The sequence below is a fragment of the Arthrobacter nitrophenolicus genome (genome assembly GCF_045833485.1).
GTDB lineage: Bacteria > Actinomycetota > Actinomycetes > Actinomycetales > Micrococcaceae > Arthrobacter > Arthrobacter nitrophenolicus.
In genome coordinates this window covers 3,542,553-3,560,798 of the sequence record NZ_CP174504.1, presented here as the reverse complement: position 1 = coordinate 3,560,798, position 18,246 = coordinate 3,542,553, and the positions used below count along the sequence as shown (strand labels likewise).

19 protein-coding genes, 6 tRNA genes and 1 riboswitch are annotated in these 18,246 nt (G+C 67.7%); of the genes, 10 read left to right on the top strand and 15 right to left on the bottom strand.

Features of this window, described 5'->3' with window-relative positions:
- Positions 1 to 43: 43 nt before the first annotated feature.
- The 12 genes from ACJJV6_RS16420 to ACJJV6_RS16365 form a co-directional block, all read right to left on the bottom strand.
- On the bottom strand, positions 44 to 307 hold the full coding sequence (locus ACJJV6_RS16420) for a phosphoribosyl-ATP diphosphatase (protein ID WP_009358176.1): 264 nt from the start codon (positions 305 to 307) through the stop codon (positions 44 to 46).
- A gap of 103 nt (positions 308 to 410) precedes the next feature.
- On the bottom strand, positions 411 to 899 hold the full coding sequence (gene ribH / locus ACJJV6_RS16415) for a 6,7-dimethyl-8-ribityllumazine synthase (RefSeq protein WP_009358175.1): 489 nt from the start codon (positions 897 to 899) through the stop codon (positions 411 to 413).
- A gap of 17 nt (positions 900 to 916) precedes the next feature.
- Positions 917 to 1,660 (bottom strand): GTP cyclohydrolase II, encoded by a 744-nt coding sequence (gene ribA, locus ACJJV6_RS16410; RefSeq protein WP_009358174.1) that lies wholly within the window; start codon positions 1,658 to 1,660, stop codon positions 917 to 919.
- Complete coding sequence (gene ribB, locus ACJJV6_RS16405; RefSeq protein WP_407709450.1) at positions 1,657 to 2,415, bottom strand: 3,4-dihydroxy-2-butanone-4-phosphate synthase; 759 nt, start codon at positions 2,413 to 2,415, stop codon at positions 1,657 to 1,659. The genes ribA and ribB overlap by 4 nt, the downstream gene beginning before the upstream one ends.
- Positions 2,412 to 3,050, bottom strand: a complete 639-nt coding sequence (locus ACJJV6_RS16400) for a riboflavin synthase (protein ID WP_133350840.1) — start codon at positions 3,048 to 3,050, stop codon at positions 2,412 to 2,414. Before ACJJV6_RS16400 ends, ribB begins: the two co-directional genes overlap by 4 nt.
- Positions 3,050 to 4,189 carry a bifunctional diaminohydroxyphosphoribosylaminopyrimidine deaminase/5-amino-6-(5-phosphoribosylamino)uracil reductase RibD gene (gene ribD / locus ACJJV6_RS16395; protein ID WP_407709449.1) on the bottom strand — a complete coding sequence of 380 codons (1,140 nt, stop codon included), beginning with the start codon at positions 4,187 to 4,189 and terminating at the stop codon, positions 3,050 to 3,052. Before ribD ends, ACJJV6_RS16400 begins: the two co-directional genes overlap by 1 nt.
- Positions 4,190 to 4,428: 239 nt before the next feature.
- Positions 4,429 to 4,579: riboswitch (FMN riboswitch) on the bottom strand.
- Positions 4,580 to 4,618: 39 nt separating this feature from the next.
- Positions 4,619 to 5,296, bottom strand: coding sequence for a ribulose-phosphate 3-epimerase (gene rpe, locus ACJJV6_RS16390; RefSeq protein WP_407709448.1), 678 nt, complete (start codon positions 5,294 to 5,296; stop codon positions 4,619 to 4,621).
- A gap of 102 nt (positions 5,297 to 5,398) precedes the next feature.
- Positions 5,399 to 7,000 carry an RsmB/NOP family class I SAM-dependent RNA methyltransferase gene (locus ACJJV6_RS16385; RefSeq protein ID WP_407709447.1) on the bottom strand — a complete coding sequence of 534 codons (1,602 nt, stop codon included), beginning with the start codon at positions 6,998 to 7,000 and terminating at the stop codon, positions 5,399 to 5,401.
- Positions 6,997 to 7,917, bottom strand: a complete 921-nt coding sequence (gene fmt, locus ACJJV6_RS16380; protein ID WP_407709446.1) for a methionyl-tRNA formyltransferase — start codon at positions 7,915 to 7,917, stop codon at positions 6,997 to 6,999. Before fmt ends, ACJJV6_RS16385 begins: the two co-directional genes overlap by 4 nt.
- Positions 7,914 to 8,516, bottom strand: a complete 603-nt coding sequence (def, locus tag ACJJV6_RS16375; protein ID WP_009357997.1) for a peptide deformylase — start codon at positions 8,514 to 8,516, stop codon at positions 7,914 to 7,916. The genes fmt and def overlap by 4 nt, the downstream gene beginning before the upstream one ends.
- Positions 8,517 to 8,579: 63 nt before the next feature.
- Complete coding sequence (locus ACJJV6_RS16370; RefSeq protein ID WP_133350849.1) at positions 8,580 to 9,440, bottom strand: cytochrome; 861 nt, start codon at positions 9,438 to 9,440, stop codon at positions 8,580 to 8,582.
- A gap of 103 nt (positions 9,441 to 9,543) precedes the next feature.
- Positions 9,544 to 9,618, bottom strand: a tRNA-Val gene (locus ACJJV6_RS16365).
- A 307-nt stretch (positions 9,619 to 9,925) separates the two neighbouring features.
- On the opposite strand from ACJJV6_RS16365, the gene ACJJV6_RS16360 reads away from it, so the two are divergent.
- From ACJJV6_RS16360 to ACJJV6_RS16330, 7 genes are all read left to right on the top strand, one after another.
- Positions 9,926 to 9,998: transfer RNA gene (locus ACJJV6_RS16360), tRNA-Gly, on the top strand.
- 47 nt (positions 9,999 to 10,045) lie between these two features.
- Positions 10,046 to 10,116 (top strand) — tRNA-Cys (locus tag ACJJV6_RS16355).
- Between the two features lie 39 nt (positions 10,117 to 10,155).
- Positions 10,156 to 10,227 (top strand) — tRNA-Val (locus ACJJV6_RS16350).
- A gap of 52 nt (positions 10,228 to 10,279) precedes the next feature.
- Positions 10,280 to 10,352: transfer RNA gene (locus tag ACJJV6_RS16345), tRNA-Gly, on the top strand.
- A gap of 42 nt (positions 10,353 to 10,394) precedes the next feature.
- Positions 10,395 to 10,466 (top strand) — tRNA-Val (locus tag ACJJV6_RS16340).
- Positions 10,467 to 10,639: 173 nt separating this feature from the next.
- A complete protein-coding gene (locus ACJJV6_RS16335; RefSeq protein ID WP_407709445.1) occupies positions 10,640 to 10,903 on the top strand; it encodes an antitoxin in 264 nt (87 codons plus the stop codon).
- A gap of 161 nt (positions 10,904 to 11,064) precedes the next feature.
- Complete coding sequence (locus ACJJV6_RS16330; RefSeq protein ID WP_009357994.1) at positions 11,065 to 12,288, top strand: benzoate/H(+) symporter BenE family transporter; 1,224 nt, start codon at positions 11,065 to 11,067, stop codon at positions 12,286 to 12,288.
- Positions 12,289 to 12,291: 3 nt separating this feature from the next.
- On the opposite strand, the gene zapE is transcribed toward ACJJV6_RS16330, so the two are convergent.
- The gene (zapE, locus tag ACJJV6_RS16325; protein ID WP_009357993.1) at positions 12,292 to 13,329 is read right to left on the bottom strand and encodes a cell division protein ZapE; all 1,038 of its coding nucleotides are present in this window, start codon (positions 13,327 to 13,329) and stop codon (positions 12,292 to 12,294) included.
- Between the two features lie 229 nt (positions 13,330 to 13,558).
- Here zapE and ACJJV6_RS16320 point away from each other — a divergent pair, with 229 nt between their 5' ends.
- The 3 genes from ACJJV6_RS16320 to ybaK are packed head-to-tail and all read left to right on the top strand — an operon-like array spanning position 13,559 to position 15,486.
- Positions 13,559 to 14,485 (top strand): sulfurtransferase, encoded by a 927-nt coding sequence (locus tag ACJJV6_RS16320; protein ID WP_407709444.1) that lies wholly within the window; start codon positions 13,559 to 13,561, stop codon positions 14,483 to 14,485.
- 31 nt (positions 14,486 to 14,516) lie between these two features.
- Positions 14,517 to 14,978 (top strand): SufE family protein, encoded by a 462-nt coding sequence (locus ACJJV6_RS16315; RefSeq protein WP_407709443.1) that lies wholly within the window; start codon positions 14,517 to 14,519, stop codon positions 14,976 to 14,978.
- A gap of 13 nt (positions 14,979 to 14,991) precedes the next feature.
- Positions 14,992 to 15,486 (top strand): Cys-tRNA(Pro) deacylase, encoded by a 495-nt coding sequence (ybaK, locus tag ACJJV6_RS16310; protein ID WP_407709442.1) that lies wholly within the window; start codon positions 14,992 to 14,994, stop codon positions 15,484 to 15,486.
- Between the two features lie 12 nt (positions 15,487 to 15,498).
- Here the strand turns inward: ybaK and ACJJV6_RS16305 are convergent, their stop codons facing one another.
- Positions 15,499 to 17,277, bottom strand: coding sequence for a multicopper oxidase family protein (locus ACJJV6_RS16305; RefSeq protein ID WP_407709441.1), 1,779 nt, complete (start codon positions 17,275 to 17,277; stop codon positions 15,499 to 15,501).
- 133 nt (positions 17,278 to 17,410) lie between these two features.
- Positions 17,411 to 18,220: an SDR family oxidoreductase gene (locus tag ACJJV6_RS16300; protein ID WP_407709440.1), complete on the bottom strand. Its 810-nt coding sequence runs from the start codon at positions 18,218 to 18,220 to the stop codon at positions 17,411 to 17,413.
- Between the last annotated feature and the right edge of the window lie 26 nt (positions 18,221 to 18,246).

Sequence of the window (18,246 nt, the reverse complement as noted above, 5' to 3'; positions counted from 1 at the left end):
GGCCACAGGGAGCACGGCGGCGGGAAGCGCGCCGGGCCGGTGGCTACAGATGCTTGTAGACGTCTTCCAGGGTCAGGCCTTTGGCGAGCATCAGGACCTGCAGGTGGTACAGCAACTGGGAGATTTCCTCGGCCGCGGCTTCGTCGGATTCATATTCGGCAGCCATCCATACTTCGGCTGCTTCCTCAACGACTTTCTTGCCGATGCCGTGAACACCGGACTCCAACTCAGCGACGGTGCGGGAGCCTTCCGGGCGGGTGGCTGCCTTCTCGCTGAGCTCAGCGAACAGCGTCTCGAAATTCTTCACACCCTCCAGCCTACTTGCTGCGGGCCGGAGGGCGCTTCCCGGGCCGTAGCATGACGGGCGCGATGTGAGGGATCACACACGCGCCCGCCATCCTGCGGTCCGTTTAGTTTTTGTACTGCTTGAGGACGACGGCGGTGGCCAGCGCCGCGGTGACCGCCTCGTGGCCCTTGTCTTCCTTGGAGCCCGGCAGGCCGGCGCGGTCCAGGCCCTGCTGTTCGGTGTCGCAGGTAAGGACACCGAAGCCCACCGGCACGCCGGTGTTCACGCTGACGTCGGTGAGTCCCGACGTCGCGGCCTGGCAGACGTAGTCAAAGTGCGGGGTACCGCCGCGGATGACGACGCCGAGCGCCACCACGGCGTCGAAGTGCGGTGCGAGCCGGGCGGCGGCAACGGGAAGCTCGAAGCTGCCGGGAACGCGCAGGACGGTGGGCTCGCTGATGCCGGCGTCCTTGGCGGCGCGGAGGGCCCCGTCGAGGAGTCCGTCCATGATCTGGGTGTGCCAGCTGGCTGCCACGATGGCCAGCCGCAGCTGGGAAGTTTCGGCCGGGCTCAGGGTGCTGAGGTCGATGTCGGGGGCGCCGTGTCCGCTCATAGGTACGTTGTTTCCGTTCAGTCTTGTTCGTGGATGAGGGTGTTCGGGGTGGTGACGGGCACGGGTGCGACGTGCGTGTCCAGGAGGAGGCGGTGCTCCATCCGGTCCTTCTTGGTCTGCAGGTAGCGGATGTTCTGGTCGCGGGAAGGCACCTCGGTGGGAACCATTTCCACCACCTTCACGCCTGCCCTGGCCAGCCGGTTCTGCTTGTCCGGGTTGTTGCTCAGCAGGCGGACCTCGTGCAGGCCCATTTCGGCGAGGACCTGGGCGGCGGCGTTGTAGGACCGTGCGTCAATGGGCAGTCCCAGCTGCTCGTTGGCTTCGACAGTGTCGAACCCCGCCTCCTGCAGTGCGTAGGCCTTGATCTTGTTGGCCAGGCCGATGCCGCGGCCCTCCTGGCCGCGGAGGTACAGCAGGGTTCCGCCTTGTTCATGGATCAGCTCCAGGGCGTAGGCGAGCTGCTCGCCGCAATCGCAGCGGTAGGAGCCGAAGACGTCGCCGGTGAGGCATTCGGAGTGCAGCCTGACCAGCGGGGCCTTGCCGTCGCCGGGCGGGTTGGGGGAACTGACGGCCAGGTGTTCAACACCGGTGGCCAGGTCCGTCCAGGCCTGTGCCACGAAGTCGCCGAAGGCTGTGGGCAGCTGCACGATCGGGCCGCCGCTGACAGGATGGGGCACAACCCCGCTGCCGGTCCGCCCGCTGTGGTGGGCGTCCTGGTGGTGGCCATCCTGGTGGCCGTTGCTGGCCGCAGATGCCGTCATCGTTCCTCCTTCTCCCCGGCCGGTGCAGGCCGTACTCCGTGCTCCGGAGCATCCCCCGCCCCGGTTGCAAGGTACCCCACCAGATCTTCGATGGAAATCAGGGGGCAGCCATGCTCCGCCGCGAACGTCCGAAGGCCGTCCAGGCGCATCATCTCGCCGTCGTCATACACCACTTCCGCGATGACGCCCACGGGCTCCAGGCCTGCGAGGCGGCACAGGTCCACCGCGGCCTCTGTGTGGCCGGGGCGTTCCCGCACACCTCCGTCAACTGCCCGGAGCGGAAAAATATGCCCCGGACGGGTGACCGAGGCCGGCCCGGCCTGCGGGTCGGCCAGGACGCGCGCGGTAAGGGCGCGGTCAGTGGCGGAGATTCCCGTGCTGACGCCAACGGCGGCGTCGCAGGAAACTGTGTATGCAGTGCCCTTGGCGTCCTCGTTGACCGCCACCATGGGAGGCAGCGCGAGGGCGTCGGCCCGTTCGCCGGACAGCGGGACGCAGATGACCCCGGAGCTGTACCGGATGGTCCAGCCCATCAGGGCCGGCGTGGCGTGCTGGGCCGCGAAGATGATGTCGCCTTCGTTTTCCCTGTCCTCGTTGTCCACCACGAGGACAGGTTTCCCGGCCGCGATGGCACGGACCGCGGTTTCGATGGAATCCAGGACATGCCCGTGTCCTGCGACGGCTCCGAGGACGGTTTCCGGTGCCACGGCTTCAGGCGCCCCTGTTTCCGGCTTCAGCCGGACGGCGGCGTTCACAGTGCACCGCCGGCGGGTGCGGAGGAACCGCGGAAGGCCAGGAGGCGCTCGGTGTATTTGGCCAGCACATCCACCTCCAGGTTGACGCGGCTGCCGGCCTGCTTGGCGCCCAGGCCTGTCTCAGCCAGGGTGGTGGGGATGAGCCCCACTTCAAACCACGGCTCCGCTTCCGCTGCGTCGCTCACGGCCGTCACGGTGAGGGACACGCCGTCAATGGCAATGGAGCCCTTTTCCGCGATGTAGCGGGCAAGGTTTGCCGGCACGCCGAACCGCAGCCGCTCCCAGTTGCCCAGCGGCTCGCGCTCCAGGAGCACACCTACGCCGTCCACGTGTCCCTGGACAACGTGGCCGTCCAGCCGTCCGCCGGCCGGAACGCAGCGTTCCAGGTTGACGGAGTCGCCGGGGGCCAGCTCACCGGTGGTGCTGCGGACCAGGGTTTCCCCCATGACGTCCACGCTGAACTCCTTGCCGTTGATTTCGGTGGCCGTGAGGCAGACGCCGTTGACTGCGATCGAGCCGCCCAGGGCAAGGCCCTCGGTGGTGCCGGGTGCGTGGAGCCGGATGGTGGCGCTGGCATCGCCATCCCGGTCAACGGACACCACGTGCCCTTGTTCGGCAATAATTCCTGTAAACATCAGTGGCCTCCCTGGGCTTGCTCCGCGCTGTGGCGGGACGGTTGTGGATCAAGGGCAACAGAACGTTGCGGTCGTAAGTGGAGTCGAAGGTCACGGCCCAGCGTGCGCACGGCGCCGCCGTCGGACGGGTCCCATTCCCACTGCTGGGCATCGGGAAGGCTGGTGATGCCCAGGCCGTTGAGGGCCGGCGTTCCCGAGCCCAGCAGCGTGGGGGCCAGGTAGACGACGAGTTCGTCGACGAGACCTGCCGTGAGGAAGGCACTGAGGATGCGGGAACCCCCCTCCACCATGACGTGCCGGGCGCCGGAGGCGTACAGCAGGGACAGCGCATCGTGGGCGTCCCGGGTGGGCAGATGGACGGCGAGGCCGTCTGCCCCGCGGATGGCGGCGTCGGCCGGAATCTCCCGGAGCCCCATGACGGCGCGGACGGGCTGCTTCGCGGCCGGCACCCCCTGCGGGTCCCGGGCGGTCAGCCGGGGGTTGTCCACCAGCACCGTCTGGGTGCCCACCAGGATGGCATCGATGCGGCCGCGGATGGCGTGGTTGTCAGCCAGTGATTCCGGGCTGGAGATCCACTGGCTGGTGCCGTCCTCGGCGGCGATGCGGCCGTCGAGGGTCTGCGCGATATGGAGCGTCACGAAAGGGCGTTTTGCGGCCACTGCCTCAAACCACCGCCGGTTCAGGTCCAATGCTTCCTCGGCCCCCAGGCCGCTGCGGACGCGCACGCCGGCGTCACGCAGGGTGGCTGCCCCGCCGGCAGCGGGATCGTGGGGATCATCCACGGCATACACCACGTCCGTGATGCCGGCGGCAATGATCGCCTCAGTGCAGGGTCCGGTGCGGCCCACGTGGTCGCAGGGCTCCAGTGTGACCACCATGGTGCAGCCGGCCAGGTCCAGGCCGGCCGCCTTCGCCTGCGCGATTGCGTCGGCTTCGGCATGGGCCGTTCCGGCGCCGCGGTGGTATCCGGTGACCAGCCGGAGCCCGTCAGGACCAATTACGACGGCGCCCACCAGCGGGTTTGCCCCCCGCGGCCCCTGCAGGGCTGCTTCGAGCGCAGCCTCCATGGCGGAGGTTTCGGCAGGGGTGAAGGCTGTGAGGGTCCCGCTGGCCGGCCGGAGGTCCGGGTGTCCTGACATGTGGCCACCAGCTGGCCCGGTGGAGGCAAGGGGCCCGGCGGGTAACGGGTTGCTGACCGTCATGCGGTGACCGCTGAACTCGTGGTGGCAGCTGCGGGGGCAGCGGCAGTTTCGGCATCATCAAAGAGCCATCGCATGGGGTTCATTCCTGCGTCGTTCCTTCCCTTTCGAACCGCGATGGCTCCGGGGGTATACGACAGCAGAACGCTGCGGGACCGCACGGCCCTGCAGATACAGCTGTACGTGCTTCTCTCATCCAGACTTTAACTGTCGGTACCGGAATTTCACCGGTTCAACCGTCCGCCGGGCCTTCTCCTGGGAGAAGCACCGGCTCGCGGGTCGCGGACTGTCACCGCCGGTTCGGACTTACACCGACCCCGGAGCACGTATGTGTTTTGTTATTGTGCCACAACAGAATGGGGTGCCCTGTTATTCCGTCGCCGAGCGTAACGTCCGCGCGCCCTTTTTCCGCAGCCTGTCGATGGCGGCAGCGGGATCGTCGGCACCGTAGACAGCGGAACCGGCCACGAAGACGTTGGCCCCGGCTTCCGCTGCACGCGTGATGGTCTCCTCGGTGATCCCGCCATCCACCTGGATGGCCACGCCCACTCCCGAACCGTCGATGGCCGCCCTGGCCCGGCGGATCTTGGGCAGGGTGATGTCCAGGAACGCCTGGCCGCCAAAGCCGGGCTCCACGGTCATGATCAGCAGCATGTCCAGTTCGGGCAGCATGTCCAGGTAGGGCTCCACCGGCGTGGCGGGCCGCAGGGCCATCCCCGCCTTGGAGCCCCTGCTGCGGAGTTCGCGGGCAAGCTTCACCGGGGCGATGGACGCCTCGGCGTGGAACGTGACCGAGGCCAGCCCGGCGTCGGCGAATCCGGGGGCCCAGCGGTCGGCATCGGCGATCATGAGGTGTGCGTCCAGCGGCACCGGGCTGACGGCCTGGATGCGCTGCACCACGGGGAGCCCGATGGTCAGGTTGGGCACGAAATGGTTGTCCATCACGTCCACGTGCACGGCGTCGGCATTGCTGATGCGCTGCAGTTCAGCCTCGAGGTTGACGAAGTCGGCGGAGAGGATGCTCGGGTTGATGCAGCATTGCGTCACGGGGATGCCTTTCACTGGTTCTGGTGGAGGAGTCGGTCAGGGGGCGTGCCCGGCTTGCGGCAGCCACTGCCGCGGTTGCGCCGGGTCAGGCCTTCTTGCGGATCAGGCCTTCTTGTGGATGAGGGCCAGGAACATGGCGTCGGTGCCGTGGATGTGCGGCCAGAGCTGCGCCGTGGATTCGTGGCCGGCGCCCAGGTCTCCGGTCAGGCTGACGGCATCGAGGGCAGCTCCGGCGTCCAGGAGCTCAAGGTCGTCGCGCTTGCGGAGGGCATCGGCCACCACCGCCTTTGTCTCGGCCGGATGGGGCGAGCATGTCACGTACGCCACCACTCCCCCGGGCCGGACAGCAGCCAGTGCCGATGCAAGCAGTTCGCGCTGCAGGGGTGCGAGGTCCGTCATGTCCTTCGGTGACCTCCGCCAGCGGGACTCGGGCCGGCGCCGGAGCGCGCCGAGGCCGCTGCAGGGAACGTCCACCAGGACCCGGTCGTAGGACTCCGGCTGCTCGGCACCGACCTCGCGGCCGTCGCCGGTGCGGACCTGCCACGTATCCCCCGGTACTGCGGACAGTGCCTGGCTGACGAGCTTGGCGCGGTGCGGGGCCGGTTCGTTGGCCAGCAGCGTGGCTCCGCGCTCCTGGGCAAGGGCGCCCAGCAGGGCGGCCTTCCCGCCGGGGCCGGCGCAGAGGTCCAGCCATGTTTCGCCGGTACCGGCGCCGCCCGGGCCGAGGTCCACTGCGGCCATGGCCCGGGCCACGAGCTGCGAGCCGACGTCCTGGACGCGGGTGGTGCCGTTGCGGACCGAGGCGAGCCGGCCAAGGTCTCCGCCGCTGGACAGGGCGGATCCCTCCACGAGTTCACCGGGTGTGGCGCCGCTTTCCAGTGCCTCGTCCAGGTTTCCCAGCCCGGGCAGGGCCACGAGGTTGACCACCGGGGCGGCGTTGTCTGCCTCCAGGAGCTCGTCCATTTCCGCCGCCGGACGGCCGTGCGCCACGAGGGACTGCCGCATGGCACGGACGATCCATTCAGGGTGGGCGTGCCGCAGCGCGGCGATCCGGGTCTGGTCGGTTTCGCCCTCCACCAGGAGGTCCAGCCATTCGTCCAGGCTGCGGGCGGCGACTTTACGGAGGACGGCGTTGATCAGGGCCGATGGTCCGGCCCCGATCACTGCCCTGGCGAGCCCTACGGTCTGGTCCAGGGCGGCATGCGCAGGGACCCGCATGGCGAGCAGCTGGTGCGTTCCGATGCGCAGGGCATCAAGGACGGCGGGGTCCAGCTGGTCCAGCGGCCGGTCCACGCACCGCGCCAGGATGGCGTCGTAGGTTCCCTGGCCCCGGAGGGCGCCGTAACTGAGTTCCGTGGCGAAGCCGGCGTCACGCTTGTCCAGCCCGTGGTGCCGGATCCGGGCCGGCAGGACCAGGTTTGCGTAGGCGTCCTCGGCCGCCACCGCGCGCAGGACCTCGAAAGCCACCAGCCGCGCCGGATCGGCCCGCCGGGTGCGCTGGGACGGAGCGCTTTCAGTGAAGTTCCGCTGCGGTCCGCGGTTGCGTTCGCGGCCCTGGGCGTTGCGCCGGCTGTTGTCCCGGGGGCCGCCCTTGCAGCGGCCACCCCGGTGGGCGCCGTGGCCGGAATTGCCGCCTTGACCGCCGGCGTTGCCCCTGCCTCCGGTATTGCCGGGTCCGCCCTGATTTCCGCTGGAACCGCTCATTCGAATACCACGCCTTCCAGTGAAGCCAGGCCGCGTGCCCAATCAGCAGCGGACATCATCTTTTTCCCGGCGGGCTGGATCCGGGTCAGTTCAACGGCATGCGAGCCCGTGCCCACCAGGACGCTCTTGCCGTGCAGGGATACGGCGCCGGGTGCCATCCCGTCCACGTCGGACCGAAGCCGGACCGGTTCCAGTTTCACGCGCTGACCGCCCAGGATTGTCCAGGCGCCCGGCTCCGGAGTAACACCGCGGGCCTGCCGGGAGATGGCGAGGGCAGGGTGGGTCCAGTTGAGGCGGCCGTCCTCAAGCGTGAGTTTCGGCGCCAGGGAAACGTCGCCGGACTGAGGGACGGCGGACGCCTTTCCTGCCTGGATGGCCGAAAGGGTTTGCGCCAGGAGGACAGCGCCGCTGCGGGAGAGCCGCTCCAGCAGTTCCCCGGCGGTGTCCTCCTGCCCCACTGTCTCGGTGAGGGTGCCAAAAACGGGACCGGTATCCAGCCCTTCCTCGAGCTGGAACGTGACAGCCCCGGTGATATCGTCCCCGGCCATCACGGCGCGCTGCACGGGCGCTGCGCCGCGCCAGGCGGGCAGCAGGGAGAAATGCAGGTTGACCCAGCCGTGCCGGGGTATGCCGAGGGCGGCAGGCGGAACGAGGCCCCCATAGGCGACGATGGCCGCGACATCCGGTGCGGCTTCCGCGATCCTGGCCGTGGCTTCGGCGTCGACGCGGGACGCCCGGATCACGTCGATGCCCAGTTCCGCGGCCCGCGCGGCAACCGGCGACGGCGTCAGCACGCGTTTACGCCCGATGGGGGCGTCCGGGCGGGTCAGCGCGGCAACGACGTCGAAGCCGGCCTCCACCAGGGCGTTAAGGGACGGGACGGCAACGGCGGGAGTGCCCGCGAAAAGGACCCTCACCCGGCGCTGCCGGCGGCGCCGGGTCCGAAGCTGGAGCCGCCAAAGCTCGCGCCGCCGAAGCTTGAGCCGACGGTCTTGGCGCGTTTGGCCGTGGTCCGTTCCGTCACGGCGTCGTAATTGGCGTTGCGGATGGAGCGCAGGGCGGCCTTCCGGTCCTCCCCCTCCAGCCGGTCGGTATAGAGGATGCCGTCCAGGTGGTCGTTTTCATGCTGGAAGCAGCGTGCCAGCATCCCTTCGGCGTCGACGGACACCGGGTTGCCGTGGATGTCCACGCCGGTCACGCGGGTTGCCCGGAACCGCCGCACCGGGAAGCCGAGGCCTGGAATGGAGAGGCAGCCTTCCACCTCGTCCTCCTGGTAGTCGGTGCTGTTTTCCAGCACTGGGTTGACGATATGCCCTTCAACGCCGCCGATACGGTACGTGAAGACGCGCTGGCTGACGCCCACCTGGGGCGCGGCAAGGCCTGCGCCGTCCACGTCCTCCATGGTTTCGGTCATGTCGGCGACAAGTTTGGCAAGCTCGGGTCCGAATTCCGTCACGGGCTCGGCGACTGTGCGCAGCACGGGATCGCCGATGATGCGGATATTCAGGATAGCCATGCGCTGTTTTTCCTCACGGTTGCGGCAAAGGGGACCAATACAGTTTAGGTGCAGTAACCGCCGTCAGGCCGTCCGGGCAGGCACCAGGGGCGGCGGGGCGATGGGCAGCAGCGCTGTTCCGGCGCTGATCGTGTCCGCCGACAGCTCCCATACCCGGCGAAGGGCGCAGAACTTCCACCAGTGGTGCTTGAGGACCTCGGGGTTGGCCCGCACGGGACGGACTTCTGTTTCGCCGATGGCCACTGCCAGCAGCACGGGGTTGTCACCGTACTTCCAGGGCTCCCAGGTTCCCGCGGCCGGATCCACCAGGCTTTCCTCTGCCTTCATCCCCGCCACCAGCTGCATGACCACCTTGTCGTCCAGCGGTTTCACCGTGCCGTCACGGGTTGTGCCCTTGGTCTTGTAGTCGATCAGGCAGACGCGGCCGTTGATGCGGGCAACAAGGTCCAGCGTTCCGGCGTACCCCACGGAGTTGTTCCACACTGTGATTTCCGGGGCGATGGGTTCCACCCGGAAGAGCTCCCACCATTCGTCGAACCGGACGGCGAACGCCTCTTCACCGTTGGCCGCCAGGGCTTCCCGGGCTTCCTTCATGGCGTGGGGGCGGCCGAGTGCCCGGAGGGCAACCTGTTCACAGTAGTAATGCACCCGGTCCCCGCGCCGGGCTGCCTCATCCCGGTAGGTTTCTGCAGCCTTGGCGGCCCGGTTGATGGCCTGCTTGATTTTGGCCGGGCTTCCCAGGCAGTCCGCCAGCAGGGGATCTTTCGCCAGGCTGCTGGCCCCCATGTATCCGAACCACCCGTCCATGCCATGCGGCTGCTGGCTGATGACGGTGGTAATGGACGGCACGGAAAACTGCTCCGACGTGGACCGGGCGTACATCCGGCCGTATTCCGTGGCGTGGGCAAGAAGCGGATCAGTCATGGAAAAGACTCTTTCACAGGGGGCCGACAAAGTCTCCGGGCGATGGTCCGGGCACAAAAAAGGTCCGCTTCCCCTGCTCAATGAGCGGAAACGGACCAATCTTTGGTGGGCGATACTGGGTTCGAACCAGTGACCTCTTCGGTGTGAACGAAGCGCGCTACCACTGCGCCAATCGCCCTGATGCATTTGAATGCTAGCCCACGTTTCCGCCATTTCAAAAATCGGCGGCCGGCGGGCATCGGCTTTTCCTGGATGGACACTGGGAAGCCCGCAGGAAGGTGCCCCCTATAGGAGAACCCCGGCCCGCCACCGTCGGGAATTACACAGCTGTAACTCGGCCACTTCCGCGCCATTACAGGGAAGCAGGCGCATTGCCGCCGCCCACGGAACCCCCGATTTGGAGATTCCCGGAACCTCCTATATTGTTTTTACTCGTTGGAACGCGAGGAAATGCCGGGAACGGCAACGAATCACCCTCCAAAAATGCGGACGTAGCTCAGCTGGTAGAGCACCACCTTGCCAAGGTGGATGTCGCGAGTTCGAATCTCGTCGTCCGCTCGCAGGACACTGTCACAGCAACGGTTCCCCGGAATCAGCGCTTACACGGTGGGTTGGCCGAGAGGCGAGGCAGCGGCCTGCAAAGCCGTATACACGGGTTCGAATCCCGTACCCACCTCGGTGAAAACCATGGTTTCCGGATCCAATCCGGTGCAATGGGCGATTGGCGCAGCGGTAGCGCGCTTCCCTGACACGGAAGAGGTCACTGGTTCGATCCCAGTATCGCCCACTCGGCAAGGTCACTTGCCACAACGCAGTCCGGTTTCGGCCGGAACGCACATGCGGACGTAGCTCAGCTGGTAGAGCACCACCTTGCCAAGGTGGATGTCGCGAGTTCGAATCTCGTCGTCCGCTCTCTTACCTTTTACACAACCCATATGCCGGTCTTCCGGTTCCGGGCGATTGGCGCAGCGGTAGCGCGCTTCCCTGACACGGAAGAGGTCACTGGTTCGATCCCAGTATCGCCCACACATTGCAGCAGCTCTCCGGAGCTGCTTTTTTGTTGTCCGTGACCCTCCTTCCCCGGGATTGCGCTGCCGGCGAACGGCCAAAGCTCCCGATGTCCTTGGCAGGCCTTTCCGGCAGGTCTAGGATCGAATGCGCGAGGAGCGACCTGGCTCCGCGATTGAAGGGAGGTGCTCGTGGGACTATTTGACGATCTAAAGGGCAAAGCTCAGGGTCTCATCCGTGGCAACGAGCAGGCCATCAAGAACGGCATCAACAAGGCCGGTGATTTCGTCGATACCAAGACCGGAGGCAAGTACTCGGGCCACGTCGACAAGATCCAGAATGGCGCTTCCAAGCTCGTTGACAAGAACGGAACCCCGGGACAGGCACCTGCCGCCGGGCAGGTTCCTCCGGTGCCTCCCGTCAACCCGGTTCCGCCGGCTGATAGGACTCCGTAAAGGATTTGGCCAGGGCTTTGCCCTAGTACGTCAACGGGGCGCGGGTCCCGCCGGGAGGCGGCACCCGCGCCTTTGGCGTTTAACCGGCCCCCTCCGCGCCCTGATGGGGCCCGGGCTGTCCGAATTCCTGCCACGCCGTCCGGCACCGGTAACCTGCGGATATGGCGAAGTCCCCCGCATCCCTCAAACCGCATCCGGCCGGCGCAGCATCCAGGCTGGATTCGCGGCCCATTGTCGCGGGCATCGTCACTGCCCTGGTGGGCTTCACCTCATCGTTCGCCGTTGTCCTGGCCGGCCTGAAGGCCGTGGGCGCCGATCCCGCCCAGGCAGCCTCCGGCCTGCTGGCACTCACGCTGGCCGTGGGCCTCGGTGTTGTGCTGCTGGCCTGGCGTTCCAGGGTCCCGGTCACCCTCGCGTGGTCCACACCCGGGGCGGCGCTGCTCGCCGCATCCGGAGCGGCCGACGGCGGGTGGCCGGCCGCCGTCGGGGCGTTCCTTGGCACCGGGGTACTGATCGCCCTGACCGGCCTGGTGCCGGCGCTGGGCCGGCTGATGGCGCGGATCCCGACGTCGCTGGCACAGGCAATGCTCGCCGGTGTGCTCCTGCAGCTGTGCCTTGCGCCCTTCAAGGCCCTGGGCACCGTCCCCCTGTTCGTGGGTCCGGTCATCATCTGCTGGCTGCTGCTGATGAGGTTCGCTCCCCGCTGGGCCGTGCCGGGTGCCCTGCTGGTGGCCCTCGGAGTGATCGTCATTGCATTGGCGGCCAACGGGACCGCCCTCCCGCACACAACTTTGCTGCCCACGCTGGCCTGGACCACCCCGTCGTTCAGCCTGCACGCGATGGTGGGCATAGCCCTGCCGCTGTTCGTAGTGACCATGGCCTCGCAGAACGTGCCCGGTGTGGCAGTCCTGCGCTCCTTCGGGTACGGCACGCCGTGGCGGCCGGCCATGCTGGTGACCGGCGCGGGAACTGCCCTTGGAGCGTCCTTCGGTGGCCATGCCATCAACCTTGCCGCGCTGAGCGCCGCGCTTGCCGCGGGTGAAGAGGCAGGCCATGACCGGAGCCGCCGGTGGGTTGCCGGTTTCACTTCCGGCCTTGCGTACCTGGTCCTGGCTGCCTTCTCGGCGGCCCTCGTGACCCTGGTCAACGCCGCGCCGGCAGGGATGCTGGAAGCCGTGGCCGGGCTGGCGCTGCTGGGGACCCTGGCCGCCGCGGTCTCCGCTGCACTGGCGGATCCCGAGGACAGGATTGCCCCGTCCGTCACCTTCCTGGCAGCGGCGTCCGGCCTGTCGTTCCTGGGCATCGGATCGGCCTTCTGGGCACTGGCTGCCGGCCTGCTGGTCCGGGCCGTCCTGAAGCCCCGCCTCCCCCGGGCTGCCGGCTAGAAGCTAGGAGGGTTCGTGGTTCTGGCCCTCGCGGGCCAGGGCGGTGAGGCGCGATACGGCACGGAAGTACTTCTTCATGTAGCCGCCCGTCATCATTTCCTCGGTGAAGAGCTTGTCGAACGGGACGCCGCTGGCAAGGATGGGGACGTCCTTGTCGTAGAGGCGGTCGGCGAGCACCACGAACCTCAGTGCCACGGCCTGCTCGGTGATGGTGTCCACGTTGCGCCACACCACGCCGTCGATGCCGTCGATCAGCTGCCGGTACCGGCTGGGGTGCACGCCCGCGAGGTGGTGGATCAGCGTGGAGAATTCGTCCTGGGCCACCGTCTTGCCGTCGAACTCCGCCTTCATGTGGGAGGAGAGCTCGCTGTTCTTCAGCGGGGCCGGTGCTGCGGGCAGCCCGCGGTGCCGGAAGTCCTCGCCGTCGATCCGGATGACGTCGAACTGGTCCGCCAGCACCTGGATCTCGCGCTGGAAGTCCACCGCGGCGAACCGGCCGTCGCCCAGGGAACCCGGCAGGGTGTTGGACGTGGCCGCGAGCTTGACGCCGGCGTCGGCCAGTTCACGCATCAGCCGGGACATCAGGACGGTGTCGCCCGGATCGTCCAGCTCGAACTCGTCAATGCAGACCAGCTTGTAGCTGCTGAGCGCATCCACGGTCTTCCGGAAGGACAGGGCGCCCACCAGGTTGGTGTACTCAACGAACGTGCCGAAAGCCTTGGGGCCCGGGGAGGCGTGCCAGAGGGAGGCCAGCAGGTGGGTCTTGCCCACGCCGAAGCCGCCGTCCAGGTAGATCCCTGCGCGGGACTCGTCCTTCTTGCCGAACAGCTTCTTGAACAGGCCGCCGCCGTTGGCCGATCCCACGCCGTCGGCGAAACCCTGGAGTGCCCGGACTGCGGCGGCCTGGCTCGGCTGCTTGGGGTCCGGACGGTAGCTGGCGAATGACACCTGGCCGAACCGCGGCGAGGGATAGAAGCCCTGGAGGAGTTCATCCACCGAAACTGCCGGGGTGCGGGCGGCAAGCTGTTCGATCTGTACCAAGGTGGTCCGTTCTGCTGGTAGGAGGTCCCCAGAAAGGATACCGGCAATGCGGTGCTGCGCCTGGTGCCAGGGCCTGCTGCCGGCGCCGCAGTGACGAAGGCAACATTTCGTCCTGTTAACGGAATACGGACAACGCGCGGGACGCTGGCTAGTGTGGGAGCAGGTCCCGACGCCGGTGCCACTCCAGGTCCAGCGGTCCTCCCGTGTCTCTAATGAAAGGCCATCACCAATGCCCTACCCCGTTGAGCAGAACGAGAAGTTCGCCGCCTACGCCCACCCCGAGCGCCTGGTCTCCACCGAATGGCTGGCCGCAGCCCTCGCGGACGGTGCCGTGGCGAACGGCAACCTCGTGGTCGTGGAGTCTGACGAGGACGTGCTCCTCTACGAAACAGGCCATATCCCCGGCGCCGTGAAGATCGACTGGCACACGGACCTGAACGACGAAGTGACCCGGGACTACGTGGACGGCGCCGCCTTCGCCAGGCTCGCGGCGTCGAAGGGCATTTCCCGGGACACCACTGTGGTCATCTACGGCGACAAGTCCAACTGGTGGGCCGCCTACGCCCTGTGGGTCTTCACCCTCTTCGGCCACCAGGACGTCCGGCTGCTCGACGGCGGCCGGGACAAGTGGATTGCCGAAGGCCGGGAACTGACCAAGGACAAGCCCGCACCCGCCCCCGGCAACTACCCCGTGGTGGAGCGCGATGACGCCCCCATCCGGGCGTTCAAGGAAGACGTCCTGGCGCACCTCGGCACGGGGCCGCTGATCGACGTCCGCTCCCCCGAGGAGTACACCGGCCAGCGCACGCACATGCCCGCCTACCCGGAGGAAGGCGCCCTGCGCGGCGGCCACATCCCCACCGCCGCGTCCGTCCCCTGGGCCCGCGCCGCCGCAGCTGACGGCACCTACCGCAGCCGCGAGGAACTTGAGGCCATCTACCTGGGCGAGGCAGGCCTCACCGCCGGCGACGACGTCGTGGCCTACTGCCGCATCGGCGAGCGTTCCAGCCACACCTGGTTCGCCCTCAAGTACCTCCTCGGCTTCGAGTCCGTGCGCAACTACGACGGCTCCTGGACCGAATGGGGCAACGCTGTCCGCGTCCCGATCGTCAAGGGTGCCGGGCGCGGTTCCGTTTCCGTCCCGGCAGGAGTCTGACGCGGGCACCGCCCCGCGTAAACTTGGACTGATGACTACTCATGCCTTGCCGTCCGCCCTGGCGGCCATCGTCGACGACTTCCAGGCCCTCAGCGAACCCGAGCGGTTGCAGCTGCTGCTGGAGTTCTCCGAGGGACTGCCGCCGCTTCCGGAGCGGCTGAACGACCACCCCGAGCTCCTGGAGCAGGTGGTGGAGTGCCAGTCGCCGCTGTTCCTCACCATTGAGACGGAGAAGAACGACGGCGGGCAGGCGCCTGCCGTGCGCCTGTACTTCAAGGCCCCGGCCGAAGCCCCCACCACGCGCGGTTTCGCCGGCGTCCTGCATGAGGGACTCGACGGGCTGTCACCCGAGGAGATCCTCTCGGTGCCGGATGACATGCCCGAACTTCTCGGCCTGACCCGGGCCATCACGCCGCTGCGCATGCGCGGCATGACGGCCATGCTGGGAAGGATCAAGCGCAAGGTCGCTGCTGCAAGCGGCGTCCGCGCCTGATCCTCCAGCACCGGTGGCACGCAAGAGCGCCTCAACGGGAACCCCGGCCACAGCGGCACTGACCGCGGCCGGGGTTCCCTTTGTGCTGCACCCCTATGCGCACGATCCCTCGGCAGCCAGCTATGGGGCCGAAGCCGCGGAAGTCCTGGGCATTGATCCGGCCCGGGTGTTCAAAACGCTGATGGTCGAGGTGGAGGGAAAGCTGGCGGTGGGGATCGTGCCCGTCAGCGGCAGCCTCGACCTGAAGGCCTTCGCCGCCGCCATGGGGGCGAAGAAGGCGGCGATGGCGGACCCGACGGCCGCCCAGCGCCGCACCGGCTATGTCCTGGGCGGCATCTCCCCGCTTGGCCAGCGGCTGCCCTCCCCCACGGTGCTGGACTCCAGCGCCCTCACGCTGGAAACCCTGCTTGTCTCCGGCGGGAAGCGGGGCCTCGATATCGAGCTCGCCCCGGCGGACCTGGTCCGCCTGACCAGCGCCGCCACGGCACCCATCAGATCGCTGGCGTAGCAGCTCCGGCTGCTACTCAATGACGTAGCGCTGCATCATGTCGTTGTCCTCGTGCTCCAGGACATGGCAGTGCCAGACGTACTCGCCCTTGAACGACTCGCCGATAGCCAGCGGTGCCCCGCCTGCAGCCGCAGCACCGAAGGGAACGCGGATCCGCGTCACCTCGCCCGGCAGCGCCACCACGGTGTCCTTCCACCCTTGCTCGTTGGCGGGGGCGTTCTTCGGACGGCCAATCAGGAATGGATCCACCGGGACCGCACTCCCCTGGCCCGGCACCACGAGGCCGGACACGGGATCCGTGTAGCCGGTGGCCGCCAGGTAGGCGCCGGCATCGAACCGCTGCCGGTTGAGGACCTGGAACTGGGTGAAGTGCAGGTGGATGGGATGTGCGTCCACGGTGGTGTTGATGAGCTCCCACTGTTCCAGGGTGTCGCTTTTCACTTCAGTGATGTCCGGGCTGCCGAACATCCTGTTGTTCAACAGCGCCATGACGGGGATACCGCTGGCATCCACCACTTCCACCAGGGTCATGCTCCTGGTGGCGGCCGTTGGTTTGTCCCGCAGGCTGGTGATGGGCTGGGTCCTCAGGCCGGCAGGCAGGGGCACGGTGTAGCCGGTCTCTGAAGCGACGGTGAACTGCATGATGTCCGGAAGGGGGACGCCGCCCCGCCGCACCGATACCGGCCCGTCGGGATACGGAACGGGGGCACTGTTGCGCAGCACAATCCGGGACCCGGCAGGGAGGCCTGCGAAGTCCAGCACGATGTCCGCCCGTTCACCGGGGCCGATGACCAGCCTGTTGAGCCGGACGGGGGCGTTGAGGAGCCCGCCGTCGGAACCGATTTGGTGGAAGACCAGCGCGGACCCGCCGGCGACGAACTTGAGGTCGTAGAACCGGGCGTTGGAGCCGTTGAAGACCCGGAAACGGTATTTGCCGCGGGCCACCCCCAGGTTGGGCCAGCATTTGCCGTTGACCGTGGCCACGTCGCCAAAGAACTCGGGCGCCCACGGCCGCGGGTTCCCGTCAGCACCCAGGAGGTCGGGATTCGGCGGGTAGGCAAACGAGCCATCAGGATTGAACATGCGGTCCTGGATGATGAGCGGGACCTCGTAGGGCGGCGGCGGCAGGTGCGTGCCGTCCCCCGTGTCGATCCCTGTTCCCCCTGGCCCGGGTGTGTCCCGGAGCAGGTAGCCGCCGGCCAGCCCCGCATAGACATTCAGCCGGGTAATGCCCAGCGCATGGTCGTGGTACCACAGCCCGGCCGCATCCTGGTTGTTGCTGTAGTGGTACGTGTAGGAGGCGCCGGGCCTGAATACCTGCAGCGGTCCGCCGTCGGACCCGGGACTGGTGTTGCCGCCGTGGAGGTGGAGGGACGTCCGCGGGGCATTGGCATCGTCGCTTCCGGCCGGAACCAGTTCACTGTCCACGGCGAAGCCAAGGGGATGCGGCCCGATTCCGTTATGGACCGTCAGGTCGAAGGGGATACCTTTCCGGGCGATGATCACGGGCCCCAGGTACGTCTGTGATGAGCCGGCCTGCTGGTATGCAAGCGTGGGCGTCCTGCCCATTTGTTGATGGAAAAGGTGGCTGGCGTTGATCATGGACAGGGACGTACTGCCGCCGCCCTGCATATCGAGGACGCCAAGTTCGGCGAGCGCGGGCAGCTGCTCGGTAAACAGGGTGACCGGCGCCGCCGGAGGCGCCCCGACGGCAACGTGGCGGGGCGACACGAGCAGGCCCGCGCCGGCCACCGCACCGGCCTGAAGCAATTGACGTCTTGTGATGCGCATGTTTGGGGCTCCATTTCTTCGCCGGCGGTTCCCCCTTGAACAGCAACGGTAGAAAGATCACGGGCGCCACGGTAGGGCCAAGGGTCCCCTTCGGATAAAGGCGAATGAAGCACGCGGCGCTGGTAAGCGGAACCTAGCGCGGGCGGCCGGTGAAGTGGTCCATGGTCTGGTTGACTCCCAGCACGTCCATGAGCCGGTCAAAGGTGCTGACGGGAAGGATCCGCAGGACCGGAAGCAGGTTCACTATGGGCGGCAGGACCACCTTGCGGCGGCCGGTCTCGATGGCGTCGAGGATCCGGGCAGCCACCTGCTCTTCCTGGAGGATGGGAAGGAGCAGCGGCCACCTGGTTCGGACGCCGTGGAACATGCCGGTATCGATGTAGTAGGGGCAGACCACCAGCGTATTGACGCCCGGATGCGCCGTGCGGAGCTCGGCGCGCAGTGACTCGTTGAAACCGAAGGCGGCGAACTTGCTGGCGGAGTAATCCGTCTGCCGGGCGACGCCCACCAGGCCCGCAGCGCTGGCTACCGTGACTACGGTGCCCCGCCGGCGATGTGCCATTCCGCCCAGGAAGGCCCGGGTAACCCAGTAGAGGGCCATGACGTTGACCTTCATGGTGCGTTCGATGTCCTCGTCCGTGGCCTCAAGGAGTTTCCGGCCACTCACCACGCCGGCGTTGTTGACCAGGATATCCACCTGCCCTGCAGCAGCAGCCGCGGACCGGACCGACTCCCGGTCTGTGACGTCGACGGCGTGCGCTTCGGCCTGCCCGCCGGCAGCCAGGATTTCGTCGCGCACCCCGGAACCCCGGGCGGCGTCCACGTCCCAGATGACTACCCGGCTTCCGCGCCCTGCGGCGCCAAGCGCCACACGGCGGCCCAGCCCGCTGCCCCCTCCCGTGATGAGCAGTGTTGCACCGGAAAGGCGGGTTCCTCTGGCCATGTCAGTTCTCCTGGTAGGTGGGCGGC